The following is a 14135-nucleotide window of genomic DNA, read 5'->3' on the forward strand; positions in this document are numbered from 1 at the left end:
CGCTGCGTGTTTCGTGAATGACCATTGCAGTTGGATGGCAACGAACACGCTGCCGTGACAGGCGCCGGTTGTCGGTTATGGCACTTGAATTCGTGTTTCAGCCGCTTGCCTGCTGCACGCAGGCGCTGTTTCCGCTCTTATGCTGTCGGTGCCCTTTGCCACCGGCTTTCACTGCTCGCATCGCGTGCCAAGGTCCAGAGTTTCGTCATGTCCAAGCCCAGCGCTCCTTCCGTTACCGAGTCTGCCGATACCGAGTCCGTCGAAGTGGCTGATCGCTTCGCGCATGTCAGTGTCATGCTCGATGGCGCGGTCGATGGCCTGATTCAGGACACGGCCGGCGTCTACTTCGACGGCACCTTCGGTCGCGGTGGCCATTCGCGTCTGATCCTGTCGCGTCTGGCGCCCGAGGGGCGTCTAATCGCCTGTGATCGTGACCCCCAGGCGCTGGCGGAAGCTGCGACCATCGATGACGAGCGTTTCAGTATCCATGCCGGTGAATTCGCGCGTCTTGGCGAGTATGCCGAGCGTGAGGGCGTGCACGGCCAGCTGGATGGCATCCTGCTCGACATCGGCGTGTCATCCCCGCAGCTGGATGATGCCGAGCGTGGCTTCAGCTTCATGAATGATGGCCCGCTGGACATGCGCATGGACCCCACCAGTGGCGAGAGCGCCGCCGAGTGGCTGTCGCGTGCCAGTGCCGAGGACATGGCCTGGGTCTTCAAGACCTATGGTGAGGAGCGTTATGCCAAGCGTCTGGCACGCGCCGTGGTGGAGCGTCGTGCCGAGCGACCCATCACGCGCACCGGCGACTTCGCCAGCCTGATCAAGGATGCCCACCCCAACTGGGAGAAGCACAAGCACCCGGCGACGCGTGTCTTCCAGGCGATCCGCATTCACATCAATGGTGAGCTGGATGAGCTGACCCGCGCGCTGGATGCCGGTCTCGAGGCGCTCAAGCCCGGCGGTCGTCTGGTCGTGATCAGCTTCCACTCGCTGGAAGACCGCATCGTCAAGCGCTTCATGCGTGACAAGGCGCGGGGGGATCAGGCACCACGTGGCATGCCGATCCGTGAAGACCAGCTCAACAAGCGTCTCAAGTTGGTGGGCAAGGCGCAGAAGGCTTCGCAAAGCGAAGTCGATGCCAATGTCCGTTCGCGCAGTGCCGTGATGCGCATTGCCGAAAAGCTCAAATAGCGTCAGTGCTCCCTCTGGGGAATCGTGCCTCTTTCTGCGCCTGCCTACCGGCAGGCGCGCGCGCAAGTGGGCTGTGGTGAAAGGACGACACAAGTGTTGCCGTGCTGCAACTCTTAGCGGCTAACGCCACTTGCTGACATAATGCGCCGGGCGCTTCAAACAAGTGAGCGAACATCGCGCCTGCACGTTGGCAGTCTGCAAGGATATTCGTGATGCGGGGCATCACGTTCAGAGTGATTAGGGAGTCGGCATGGCGGGACGGAGACAGGATGGCTGGACGGGTAACTGGCCGATCAAGGTGCAGATGCGTTGGCGTCACCTGTGTTTCGCGGTGCTGATGCTCAGTCTGCTCGGCTCTGCCGCTGCTGTCGTGATCAGCTCCCACCTCTCGCGCGGCCAATATGCCCAGCTGCAGAAGCTGGAAGCGGCGCGCGATGATGCGCGTGCACGCTGGGGCCGCCTGTTGCTGGAAGAGAGTGCCTGGTCGGCACCGGCGCGTATCGAAAGCATCAGCATCGAGCGACTCGAGATGCGCGTCCCGGATGTCCACGATGTCGAGGTCATTCGCTGATGGCCACGCGTCGCCCGCCTTCGTCTCGCCCGCGCAATCCGCGCAAAGCCACCGGCGCTGAGACGCCCGCTCGTCCCAAGGCCGCAAGCGGTGCCCGCAAGAGCGCGCGCGCGGCCATGGGGCCTGCCCGCTATCGCATCATGCTCTTCATCGTGCTGGCCGGGCTTGTCGCTCTGGTCGGCCGCATCGGCTATCTCCAGCTCTTCGATCAGCAGTTCCTGCAGGATCAGGGCGACGCACGCACCCTGCGTGTCGACAGCATCAATGCTCACCGCGGCATGATCACCGATCGCACCGGTGAGCCGCTGGCGATCTCCACGCCGGTCATCACCCTGTGGGCCGACCCGCGCAAGGTGCCCGACGACCCCGTGCGGCTGTCATTGCTGGCGCGCGCGCTGGGTCAGGAGCCGGATGATCTGATCGCACGCGTCCGCCGCTATCGTGATGCCGGCAAGGGCTTCATGTACATCAAACGCCAGATGACCCCGCCGCAGGCCCAGCCTGCCATCGACCTCGATATTCCGGGCGTCAGCCACAAGCAGGAATACAAGCGCTATTACCCCTCCGGAGAAGTCTCCGCCCAGTTGATCGGCGTGACCAACGTCGATGACAAGGGCCAGGAGGGGCTTGAGCTTGCCTACAATTCCTACCTTTCCGGTACGCCGGGCAAGCGACGTGTGCTCAAGGATCGCAAGGGGCGCCTGGTGCGTGACCTGCATCTGATCAGCGAAGCCAAGCCCGGTGGCGACCTGACCCTTTCCATCGACCTGCGTCTGCAATACATGGCCTACCGCGAGCTCAAGGCGGCCGTGGCGGAGCACCGCGCCGATGGCGGCACCCTGGTGATGATGGATGCGCGCACCGGCGAAGTGCTGGCGATGGTCAATCAGAAGTCCTATAACCCGAACAACCGCGCCGGGCTTGATCCCGCCGGGCTACGCAACCGCGCGATCACCGATGCCTTCGAGCCCGGCTCGGTCATGAAGCCGCTGTCGATGAGCGCCGGCCTTGCCTCCAGCAAGTATCAGCCGGACTCGGTGATCGATACCACGCCGGGTTACATGCGGGTCGATCAGTTCACCATTCGTGACTTCCGCAACTACGGCAAGCTCGACATGGCGGGCATCCTCTATCATTCCTCGAATATCGGCATGAGCCGCATGGCGCTGAGTCTCGAGGATGATGCGGTGTGGAATCGCTACTATGAGCTGGGCCTCGGTCAGGCGCCGGGCACCGGCTTCCCGGGCGAGACGACCGGCGTGCTGCCGCCGCCGACCAACTGGTCGCGCAGCAAGCGGGCCTCCATCTCCTACGGTTACGGTATCAGCGTCTCGGCGCTGCAGCTGGCCAGCGCCTACACCGCGCTCGCCAACGACGGCCGTCGTGTGCCGCCGTCGCTGCTCAAGGTCAAGACGCCGCCGGTCGGTGACCAGGTGATCTCATCGGACAACGCGCACGCCTTGCTCGGCATGATGGAAAAGATCGTGCAGCCCAACGGGCCTGCCAAGCGGGCGGTGGTCGAAGGCTATCGCATCGCCGGCAAGACCGGCACCGTGCGCAAGGTGACGGCCGGTGGTTATCAGAAGACCGCGTATCGTTCGTTGTTCGCGGGTGTGGCACCGGTGTCTGATCCGCGTATCGTGACCGTGGTGATGATCGAGAACCCCAAAGGGGAAGAATATTACGGCGGTCTGGTGGCGGCGCCCGTGTTCGGGCGCGTGGTGGGCAAGGCATTGCGCCTGCTGGATGTGCCGCCGGACAGCAAGGTCGGTGAGTAACGCTTTTCATGTGGCACGGTCGTCGGCCTCAGGCGGGCGACTGCGTCTTTTTTCTCATGTAGTGAATACGTTCCGGGACATCGGGAACAAGGAAGGTCTTCCGACATGACTTCACCGCACGATTCCAGGCGCCTGGGCGAGTTTCTGGCGCGCCCGTTGGCCACGGCGACAGACATGCTGGCAGCATTGCTGGCGCTGTGGCCAGGCGCCCTCAATGACGATTGCCGTGCACGGCTTGCCGCGCGCGATGACTGGCACCTGACGATCGACAGTCGCAGTGCCGCGCAGGGCTCCCTCTTCATTGCCATCCCCGGCATCGCCAGCGATGGCCGCGACTATATCGCCGCGGCGCTTGAGGGCGGTGCCGAGCTGGTGCTGGCCGAAAGACCCGCAGGCGGGGATGCACGTCTCGCGCTGCATTCAGGCGATGCCAGAGTCGTCTGGCTCGAGAACCTGGGCGAGCAGCTCGGTGAGCTGGGCCGCCAGGCCTTCAGTGTGCCCGAGTCGCTGACGCTGGTCGGGGTCACGGGCACCAATGGCAAGTCTTCCGTCACCCATTACATCGCCGAGCTGGCCGAAGCGATGGGCACGCCCGCCGGCATGATCGGCACGCTCGGCATCGGGCGTCCCGGCGCGTTGGTCGCGGGCGAGCGCACCACGCCTGATGCTCTGGCCGTGCAGGCGGCGCTCAAGGGCCTGAGCCTGGCCGGTGCCGAGCTGATCGCGATGGAAGTCTCCTCGCATGCGCTCGATCAAGGGCGCGTCAATGGCTGTCGCTTCACCGTCGCGGGCTATACCAATCTTTCGCGAGACCACCTCGACTACCACGGCAGCATGGCGGCCTATGCGGCGGCCAAGGCGAAGCTGTTCAAGCGCCCCGAACTCAAGCTTGCGGTGCTCAATGCCGATGATGCGCTGGCGCGTCTGATGCTGGCCGGCATGCAGCGCGGCGTGCGAGTGCTGGCGATGGGGCGTGATGATGTCGCGACCCTGCGCGTGCTGGATGTCTTCCCCGAGCCGCTGGGCCAGGTTGCCGTGATCGCGACGCCGGATGGCGAGCGCGAGCTGGGCCTCAATCTGATGGGGCGCTTCAATCTCGACAACGCCTTGCTGGCAATGCTGATCCTGCATGGCCTCGACTATTCGTTCGAGGGGCTGTTTGCCGCCGCGCCGCGTCTGACGCCGGTACCGGGGCGCATGCAGCGCCTGAGCCGTGATGGCGCGCCGGTGGTGGTGGTCGACTATGCCCACACGCCGGAGGCCGTCGAGACGGCACTGACCGCGCTGCGCGCCCACCTTCCGGCGCGGGATGATGCGCGCCTGTGGTGTGTGCTCGGCTGTGGCGGCGATCGCGACAGCGGCAAGCGTCCGCTGATGGCCACGGCCGCCGAACAGGGCGCCGATCGTGTCGTGATCACCGATGACAATCCGCGTAGCGAGGATGCCGCCGCCATCCGTCAGCAGATGATGACCGGCATTCATGCCCGCGAGCGCGTGCTGGATATCGCCGAGCGGGGCGAAGCCATTGCCCAGGTCATCCGCGATGCCGGCGAGCATGATGTCATCCTGATCGCCGGCAAGGGGCACGAGGACTATCAGGAAATCGACGGTCAGCGACTGCCGTTTTCCGATGTGGCTCATGCGGTCGCGGCGCTGGAGCGTCGAGAGCTCTCGATGCTGGAAGGTCAGGAGCGTGACGCATGAGTGCGCCTGAACAGCCCGTCGGTCTGAGTACCTTCGAGGAAGTGGCCGCGGTGCTCGGGGTGCAGTTGCCACAGGCATTGCGCGATCAGGCGCTGGGCGCCATCGAGACGGACACCCGCAAGCTTGGCGAGCAGGCCGCACCGCTGTTCGTGGCCCTGAAGGGTGAGCGCTTCGATGCCCATGACTTCCTCGCCCAGGCGCGCGCCAATGGCGCCGTCGCGGCGCTGGTCGAGCGGGCAGTGGATGATCCGCTGCCGCAGATCGTCGTCGCGGATACCCGGCTGGCCTTCGGGCTGCTGGCGGCGGCGCGTCGCCGTGCCTGGGGGAGGCCGCTGATCGCGGTGACCGGCAACAGCGGCAAGACCAGCGTCAAGGGCCTGGTGCATGCCATCCTTGTGCGGGATGCCGCGCGTTTCGAGGCCGAAAGCCTCGCCAATCACGGCAACCTCAACAACGATTTCGGCCTGCCGATGACGTTGCTGCGCTTGAGCAATGCCCACCAGCACGGCGTGGTCGAGCTGGGCGCCAATCATCTCGGCGAGATCGCCTGGACGACGGCCCTGGCGCGCCCGCAAGTGGCGGTGATCACCAATGTCACCGGCGCCCATGTCGGCGAATTCGGCGGCATGGGGCAGATCGCCCAGGCCAAGGGCGAGATCCTGGCGGGCTTGAGCCCGTTGGGAGGGCGACGTCCGGTCGCGGTGCTCAACCGTGATGACGCCTACTTCTCGCTATGGCAGGCGCTGGCCGCAACCGGCCAGGCGGTCGATGTCATCGACTTCAGCGTTGCGGATGACGTTGTGGATGGCAGCGTGGATAGCGTTGACCGCCCGGCACGCCTGCAGGCACGTGAGCTAGGCGCGGATGAACTCGGGCGTTATGCTTTCGAACTGACGTTTGATGGCCGCTCGCTCGGTCGTGTCCAGCTGGCGTTGCTGGGGCGTCACAACGTGGCCAATGCGCTGGCGGCTGCCGCGGCGTGCCTGGCACTGGGCATCGACAGTGATCTGGTGATCGCCGGACTCGAGAGCGCCGAGAGCGTGCCCGGCAGGCTGGGCGTCGTGGCGGGCATCAACGGTTCGCGTCTGCTGGATGACAGCTACAACGCCAACCCCGGCGCCATGCTGGCGGCGCTGGATCTGCTGGCGACACTGCCTGCGCCGCGCTGGTGCCTGATGGGCGCCATGGGCGAACTCGGAGCAGACGCCGAACGTCTGCATGCCGAGGTGGGCGACCACGCCCGCAAGCTGGGCATAGATTTCATTGCCACCTGCGGCGAGGGCGCCCAGGCGACTGCCGAGGCCTTCGGGGCCGGTGGCAAGCACTTTATCGAGCGGGCAGAGCTGGAAGCTTACGCCCGTAACCATCTACCCACCGGGGCCAGTGTTCTGGTCAAGGGGTCTCGCAGCGCTGGCATGGAGAATGTCGTTGCCGCGCTCAAGGTCGACGCATCAAGGTGAATGTGAGTCATGCTGCTGCTGCTTGCTGAGTTTCTGGCCCAATTCAATGGCGCCTTTACGGTTTTCAATTATCTGACCCTGCGCGTGGTATTGGCCACGTTGACGGCACTGTTGCTGTGTCTATGGCTGGGTCCCTGGGTCATACGCAAGCTCGTCGATGGTCAGATCGGCCAGGCCGTGCGCGACGATGGCCCCAAGTCTCACCTTTCCAAGGCCGGCACCCCGACCATGGGCGGCGTGATGATCCTGCTGTCGATGGCCGTCTCCACCCTGCTGTGGGGCGATCTGACCAACCTGTATGTCTGGGTGGTGCTGGCCGTCACGCTGGGCTTCGGCGCCGTCGGCTGGGTCGATGACTACCGCAAGGTGGTGGAGAAGAATCCGCGTGGCCTGCCGGCGCGCTGGAAGTACTTCTGGCAGTCGGTGGTGGGCATCGGCGCCGCCGTGGTGCTGTACCTGACGGCGAGCACGCCGGCCGAGACGGGCCTGCTGGTACCGTTCTTCAAGGACGTCGTCATCCCGCTGGGCGTGTTCTACATGGTGCTGACCTACTTCGTGATCGTCGGCAGCTCCAATGCGGTCAATCTGACCGATGGCCTCGATGGTCTGGCGATCATGCCGACCGTACTGGTCGCCATGGGCCTGGCCATCTTCGCCTACGCCTCTGGCAACCTGAAGTTCGCCGAGTATCTGCACATTCCGTTCATCGCCGGTTCCGGCGAGCTGGCCGTGTTCTGCGCCACCATCGCGGGTGCCGGCCTCGGTTTCCTGTGGTTCAACACCTATCCCGCCCAGGTCTTCATGGGCGATGTGGGCGCGCTGGCACTCGGCGCGGCACTGGGGGTCGTGGCGGTCATCGTGCGTCAGGAAATCGTGCTGTTCATCATGGGTGGCGTCTTCGTGATGGAAACCGTCTCGGTGATCCTGCAGGTCGGCTCCTACAAGCTGACCGGGCGACGCATCTTCCGCATGGCGCCGCTGCATCACCACTTCGAGCTGAAAGGCTGGCCGGAGCCGCGCGTCATCGTGCGCTTCTGGATCATCACCGTCGTGCTGGTGCTGCTTGGCCTGGCCACACTCAAGGTTCGCTGAGGACGCATTCGCGATGACCCTCTCTGTCACCTCTCAAGCACCGGCCTCGCCGGTGCCTGCCAAAGGACCGACCCTGGTGGTCGGTCTTGGTGTCTCCGGACAGGCGATCGCTCGCCATCTGAGTGATCGCGGCATCGACTTTGCCGTCGCCGATACCCGTAGCGCACCGCCGGGCCTCGAGAGCCTGCGCGAGCATGCGCCGCAGGCCGAGGTACATCTCGGCCCGCTGGAAGCGTTGGACCTGTCACGCTTCGGCGAGGTGGTGCTCAGTCCAGGTATTGACCCGCGTCAGGCGGTATTCGATGGGGTTCGCGAGCGGCTGGTCGGCGAGATCGCACTCTTCGTGCGTGCGCTGGACGAGCGCCAGGCCCGCGATGCGCAGGGCAAGCGGCCCACGCTGGTCGCGATCACCGGCTCGAACGCCAAGTCCACCGTGACCACACTGATCGCGCAGATGGCCGTGCGTGCCGGTCGTGACGTGGCGGTCGGCGGCAATCTGGGCACTGCCGCGCTGACATTGTTGCGTGAGCAGCCTGATGCCGAGCTCTACGTGCTGGAGCTGTCTTCCTTCCAGCTCGAGACCACGCCTGAGCTCAAGGCCGATGTCGCCTGCTTCCTGAATCTCTCCGAAGATCACCTGGATCGCCACGATGGCATGCGCGGCTATCAGGCCGCCAAGCGCGGTATCTTCCGCGGCGCAGGCCTTGCGGTCATCAATGCCGATGACGCCTGGAGCTGGCCGGCCGAGAATGATGCGGTGGCGCGAGTCAGCTTCAGCGTGCAGCTCGGGGAGTCGGCCGGTAAGTCGACCGATGAGGCTACCAGGCAGGCGCAATGGTGCCTGGCGGAGCAGTGCGGCACGCTGTCGCTGTGTCATGTCGAGTCTGGCCAGCTGCGCGGCGTGATGCCTGCTGCGGAGGTGCGACTGGCCGGCCGCCACAATCAGGCCAATGCGCTGGCGGCACTCGCGATGGGCACCGCGATCGGCCTCGACGAGACGGCGATGGTCGCCGAGCTAGCAAGCTTCGCGGGGCTGCCGCATCGCGGCGAGCTGATCGCCGAGGTGGCGGGCGTGCGCTGGATCAATGATTCTAAGGGCACCAATGTCGGGGCGACGCTGGCGGCGATCGCCGGTCTCGGCCCGACGCTCGAGGGCAAGCTGATATTGCTGGCCGGTGGCCAGGGCAAGGGCGCGGATTTCACGCCGCTGGCGGCGCCACTGGCCCGTTACGCCCGTGAGGCGGTGGTGTTCGGTCAGGATGCGCCGCTATTGACGCAAGCCCTGGCCGATGGCGTTACCGTGACGCCAGTCATGACGCTGTTGGAGGCCATGCGTCATGCTCGACAGATCGCTCAGGCGGGGGACTGCGTACTGCTGTCACCGGCCTGCGCCAGTCTCGATCAGTTCCCCAATTACATGGCGCGCGGCGATGCGTTCCGTGACTGGGTCACGCAGCACATCATGTCCGGTGCTGACTGCAATTCTGGCCCTGGCGGCAGCGACAAGGAAGCCTGCGATGCGTAACAAGGCCCGGCGAGTCCATGACACCCTGACGGCAGAGCGTCAGCCCGTCGACGGCTGGCTGCTGTTCTGCGCGCTGGCGATCCTGTGTATCGGCTGGGTGATGGTGACCTCTGCCTCCAGCGAGATCTCGAGCGAGCGCTTCGATGGCAATGCCTTCTACTACAGCATGCGCCACGGCATCTTCATCGTGATCGGCCTGGTGGCCGCGATCTGTACGCTGCGCGTGCCGATGTCTGCCTGGCAGCAGCGCAGCTTCGCGATGCTGATGCTGGGCTTCGTGCTGCTGGTGGTCGTGTTGGTGGTCGGGCGTGAGATCAACGGCGCCAAGCGCTGGATACCGCTGCCATTGGTCGGCGGGGTGCAGGCCTCAGAGATCGCCAAGCTGTGTCTGATGATCTGGCTGGCCGGCTATCTGGACCGCCGCCTCGACAAGGTGCGCGCCAGCGTCGTCAACGGCCTCATTCTGCCCTGCGTCCCCTTGTTGCTGATGATCGTGCTGCTGGCGCTGGAGCCTGACTTTGGCTCCATCGTGGTGATGGGCGGCGCCGTGATGGGCATGCTGCTGATGGCGGGCGTTGCCTGGTGGGGCTTCATCGTCTTGCTGGGCCTGGCCGGCGGTGGTGGTTGGCTGTTGGCGATCGCCGAACCCTATCGCTGGGAGCGTCTGACCACCTATACCGACCCGTGGGCCAACATGTATGACAGTGGCTACCAGCTGACCCAGGCGCTGATTGCCTTCGGTCGTGGCCACCTGAGCGGCATGGGGCTGGGCAACAGCGTGCAGAAGCTGTTCTATCTGCCGGAAGCACATACCGATTTCGTGTTTGCCGTGCTGGCCGAAGAGCTTGGCTTGATCGGGGCGACGGCCGTGGTGGCGCTGTTCGGACTGCTGATCTACCGCGCCTTCAAGATCGGTCGCCGCGCTGAACTCGCCGGCTTGCCGTTCAGCGCCTACCTCGGCTACGGTATCGCCCTCGTGCTGGGGGCGCAGGCCTTCATCAACATCGGTGTGGCCAGCGGACTGCTGCCCACCAAGGGGCTGACTCTGCCCCTGATGAGTTATGGCGGCTCCAGCCTGATCGTCAGTTGCGTGCAGATCGCGATACTGCTGCGTATCGATGCCGAGACCCGCAAGCTGACCCGCACCTCGACAGGAAATGCCGCCGCGCCCCGGCGCAAGGCCAAGAAGCCGACCGAGACACCGCAAGGAGCACAGGCATGACGTCATCTTCTTCTACCATCGCTCCCGAGGGGGCGGTCGACTCGGTAGACACTGTCTCCAAGGGCGTCGTGCTGATGATGGCCGGCGGCACGGGAGGGCATGTGATCCCGGCGCTGTCGCTGGCGCGTGCCCTCGCGGCTGCCGGCCACGAGATCCATTGGCTGGGCAGCCCGCGCGGCATCGAGAATCGCCTGGTGCCCGACGCCGGCTACCCGCTGCATCGGGTCGAGGTCGCAGGCCTGCGTGGCAAGGGACTGGCGGGCTATGCGGCGATCCCGTTTCGTCTCGCGCGCGCCGTCCTGCAGGCACGGCGCGTGATTCGTGAGCTCAAGCCGGTGCTGGTGGTGGGCCTCGGTGGCTTCGCCAGTGGCCCGGGCGGGCTCGCGGCGCGCCTTGAAGGCATTCCGCTGGTCATTCATGAGCAGAACGCCATCGCGGGCCTGACCAACAAGGTCCTGGCGCGGATGGCGACGCGTGTCTACGCCGCATTCCCGGGCGCCTTCCCGCCGGCCCTCGGGGCTCAGGTGGTGGGCAATCCGGTGCGCGATGAGATCGCGAATGTCGGTGCCGCAGGTCATACGCCCGAGTCTGCTGCCGAGGCGGCAGGCGAGTCGCGTGCCTTGCATCTGCTGGTGATGGGCGGCTCGCTGGGGGCTCAGGCGCTCAACGAGACGCTCGCGCCGGCGCTGGCCCTGCTGCCGGAAGCTTCGCGCCCCGTGGTGCGCCATCAGGCCGGACGTGACAAGCAGGAGGCAACCCTTGCCGCCTATCAGGCAGCCGGCGTCACGGCTGAGGTCAGCGAGTTCATCGGTGACATGGCCGAGGCCTACGCCTGGGCAGACCTCGTGGTCTGTCGCGCCGGCGCGCTGACCGTGGCCGAGCTGGCTGCGGCAGGTCGCCCTGCGGTGCTGGTGCCGTTCCCCCACGCCGTGGATGACCACCAGACCGTCAATGCCGCGGTATTGGTCAAGGCGGATGCCGCGCGCCTGATTCCCCAGAATACGTTGACTGCCGAGCGCCTCGCCGAGACGCTGGCAGAATTGCTCGACCCCAAGATACTCACTGGCATGGCCGCTCGCGCCCGCAATAGTGCGGAACTCGATGCGGTAGCGACCATGCTGGCAGGCTGCATGGAGACTCGCCTTGAACGCTAGCAATTCTGATCGCGGTGCAGGTATGCGCCGCATCCGTCGTATCCACTTCGTCGGCATCGGCGGTGTGGGCATGTGTGGTATCGCCGAAGTACTGGGCAACATGGGCTATGAGGTCAGCGGCAGTGACCTCAAGGAATCCGCCGTCACGGCTCACCTGCGTGAGTGCGGCGTGCGTGTCGCCATCGGTCATGCGGCCATCAATGCCGAAGGCGCGGATGTGGTCGTGGTCTCGACCGCGGTGGACACCACCAACCCGGAAGTGGCCTGGGCGCGGGAGCATCGCATCCCCGTCGTGCGTCGCGCCGAGATGCTTGCCGAGCTGATGCGCTTCCGCCAGGGCATCGCGATTGCCGGCACCCACGGCAAGACCACCACCACCAGCCTGACCGCGACCCTGCTCGCGGAAGGTGGCATGGATCCGACCTTCGTCATCGGCGGCAAGCTGACCAGCGCGGGCACCAATGCCCGTCTGGGCGAGGGCGAGTATCTGGTCGCCGAGGCGGATGAGTCCGATGCCTCCTTCCTGCATCTGCAGCCGTTGATCTCGGTGGTGACCAACGTCGATGCCGATCACATGGCCACCTATGAGGGCGACTTCAATCGCCTCAAGGACACCTTCATCGAATTCCTGCACAACCTGCCGTTCTACGGTCTGGCGGTGCTGTGTATCGATGATGCCAACGTGCGTGAGCTGCTGCCGCGTGTTCAGCGTCAGTTCGTGACCTACGGCTTCAGCGACGATGCCGATTACCGCATCAGCGATTTCCGCCAGGGTGGCGGTCAGCTCAGCTTCACGGCGCTGCGTCCGGAAGGCCATGCACCGCTCGAGATCACCCTGGCGATGCCGGGTGAGCACAATGCGCTCAACGCCCTGGCGGCGATCGCGATCGCCACCGATGTCGGTGTCAGCGATGAGGCCATCGCCCGCGCACTGGCAAGCTTTGCCGGTGTCGGTCGTCGCTTCCAGGTGCACGGAGAATTCGCGGCACCCAATGGTGAGCAGAGCGTGATGCTGGTGGACGATTATGGCCACCATCCGCGCGAAGTGGAGATGGTGATTCGCGCCGTGCGCGCCGGCTGGCCGCAGCGCCGTCTGGTGATGGCATACCAGCCGCACCGTTATTCACGCACCCATGATCTCTATGAAGACTTCGTGCGTGTGCTGTCCGAAGTCGACACGTTGTTGCTGCTGGATGTCTACAGCGCCGGGGAAGCGATGATTCCGGGCGCCGATGGCCGCTCGCTGGCGGGCTCGATCCGTCAGCGCGGTCAGGTGGACCCGCTGTTCGTCGAGCACAAGCGTGCCTTGCCGGACCTGCTCAAGAACGTGCTGCGTCCGGGCGATATCCTGATTACCCAGGGGGCGGGCGATGTCGGTGGCATTGCGCTGGCACTGGCGGGGGCCGACCTCAAGCTTGACGAGGTGACGCTATGACCGTCTCTTCCTCCTCGTATGGATCGACAGGCGTGAATCCTGAGCTGGCCACGCGCTATGGACGTGTCGTGGTGCTGTTCGGTGGCCTGAGCGCCGAGCGCGAGGTGTCGCTCAAGAGCGGCGCGGCGGTACTGGCGGCCCTGCAGGGCGCAGGTGTCGATGTGCAGGGCTATGACATGGCGCATGGGCTGGCCGGTCTCGAGGCATTGCGCCCCGACCGTGTCTTCATCGCCATGCATGGTCGCGGCGGCGAAGATGGCACCTTGCAGGGGGCGCTGGAATTGCTGGGCATCCCCTACACCGGCAGCGGCGTGCTGGCCTCTGCACTGGGCATGGACAAGCTGCGCACCAAGAAGCTCTGGGATATCGAGGGCTTGCCGACGCCGCGTTCCTGTCGCCTGGCGGCGGACACGGACTGGCAGTCGGTGCTCGAGACGCTCGGTACGCCGGTGGTGGTCAAGCCGGTGCATGAGGGCTCGACACTCGGCATCCATATCGTCGAGGACGCCCAGGCGCTCCAGGATGCCTGGACGGATGCCAGCCGCTTCGATGCGGTGGTGATGGCCGAGCGTTTCATCAAGGGCCCGGAATACACGGTGTCGGTATTGGACGGCGAAGTTCTGCCGGCCATTCGCATCGAAGCCGATAGCGGGTTCTATGATTACGATGCCAAATACATCGCCAATACCACGCGCTATCTGCTGCCTTGTGGTCTGAGCGCTGCGCGCGAGGCGGAATTGGCCGATATCTCGCTCAAGGCATTCAACGTGCTGGGCTGCGAGGGTTGGGGTCGTGTCGATGTGATGGAAGATGCGGACGGCGCCTTCTGGCTGCTGGAAGTCAACACCTCGCCGGGCATGACCGATCACAGCCTGGTGCCGCAGTCCGCGGCGCATGTCGGGCTCGATTTCGCCACCCTGGTGCTGCGCATTCTCGACACGACTCTCGCCGAGCGGGACGCAAACGACGCGTCAGTCGCTCAGCAGAGTGGTCATTGATC

General features: G+C 65.2%; 11 protein-coding genes. All 11 read left to right on the top strand.

Annotated elements, in window-relative coordinates; genetic code table 11:
* Positions 1-207 precede the first annotated feature (207 nt).
* The 11 genes from rsmH (at position 208) to QD280_RS09415 (ending at position 14133) form a co-directional block, all read left to right on the top strand.
* Positions 208-1194 carry a 16S rRNA (cytosine(1402)-N(4))-methyltransferase RsmH gene (rsmH, locus tag QD280_RS09365; protein WP_054555089.1) on the top strand — a complete coding sequence of 329 codons (987 nt, stop codon included), beginning with the start codon at positions 208-210 and terminating at the stop codon, positions 1192-1194.
* A gap of 250 nt (positions 1195-1444) precedes the next feature.
* Entirely contained in the window at positions 1445-1765 is a 321-nt protein-coding gene (gene ftsL / locus QD280_RS09370; RefSeq protein WP_043332508.1) for a cell division protein FtsL, read from the top strand.
* 116 nt (positions 1766-1881) lie between these two features.
* A complete protein-coding gene (locus tag QD280_RS09375) occupies positions 1882-3543 on the top strand; it encodes a penicillin-binding protein 2 (protein WP_279839126.1) in 1662 nt (553 codons plus the stop codon).
* 105 nt (positions 3544-3648) lie between these two features.
* Positions 3649-5247, top strand: a complete 1599-nt coding sequence (locus QD280_RS09380) for a UDP-N-acetylmuramoyl-L-alanyl-D-glutamate--2,6-diaminopimelate ligase (protein ID WP_279839023.1) — start codon at positions 3649-3651, stop codon at positions 5245-5247.
* The gene (gene murF / locus QD280_RS09385) at positions 5244-6707 is read left to right on the top strand and encodes a UDP-N-acetylmuramoyl-tripeptide--D-alanyl-D-alanine ligase (RefSeq protein ID WP_279839025.1); all 1464 of its coding nucleotides are present in this window, start codon (positions 5244-5246) and stop codon (positions 6705-6707) included. Before QD280_RS09380 ends, murF begins: the two co-directional genes overlap by 4 nt.
* A gap of 9 nt (positions 6708-6716) precedes the next feature.
* A complete protein-coding gene (gene mraY, locus QD280_RS09390; RefSeq protein ID WP_043332504.1) occupies positions 6717-7799 on the top strand; it encodes a phospho-N-acetylmuramoyl-pentapeptide-transferase in 1083 nt (360 codons plus the stop codon).
* Between the two features lie 13 nt (positions 7800-7812).
* Complete coding sequence (gene murD / locus QD280_RS09395; RefSeq protein ID WP_279839027.1) at positions 7813-9324, top strand: UDP-N-acetylmuramoyl-L-alanine--D-glutamate ligase; 1512 nt, start codon at positions 7813-7815, stop codon at positions 9322-9324.
* Positions 9317-10546, top strand: a complete 1230-nt coding sequence (gene ftsW / locus QD280_RS09400; RefSeq protein WP_279839029.1) for a putative lipid II flippase FtsW — start codon at positions 9317-9319, stop codon at positions 10544-10546. The genes murD and ftsW overlap by 8 nt, the downstream gene beginning before the upstream one ends.
* 77 nt (positions 10547-10623) lie before the next feature.
* A complete protein-coding gene (gene murG / locus QD280_RS09405; protein ID WP_279839128.1) occupies positions 10624-11700 on the top strand; it encodes an undecaprenyldiphospho-muramoylpentapeptide beta-N-acetylglucosaminyltransferase in 1077 nt (358 codons plus the stop codon).
* Positions 11701-11722: 22 nt separating this feature from the next.
* A complete protein-coding gene (murC, locus tag QD280_RS09410) occupies positions 11723-13135 on the top strand; it encodes a UDP-N-acetylmuramate--L-alanine ligase (protein WP_216059803.1) in 1413 nt (470 codons plus the stop codon).
* Positions 13132-14133: a D-alanine--D-alanine ligase gene (locus QD280_RS09415; protein ID WP_279839031.1), complete on the top strand. Its 1002-nt coding sequence runs from the start codon at positions 13132-13134 to the stop codon at positions 14131-14133. The genes murC and QD280_RS09415 overlap by 4 nt, the downstream gene beginning before the upstream one ends.
* Positions 14134-14135 lie beyond the last annotated feature (2 nt).

The organism is Cobetia sp. 1AS1 (assembly GCF_029846435.1).
Classification (GTDB): Bacteria; Pseudomonadota; Gammaproteobacteria; order Pseudomonadales; family Halomonadaceae; genus Cobetia; species Cobetia amphilecti.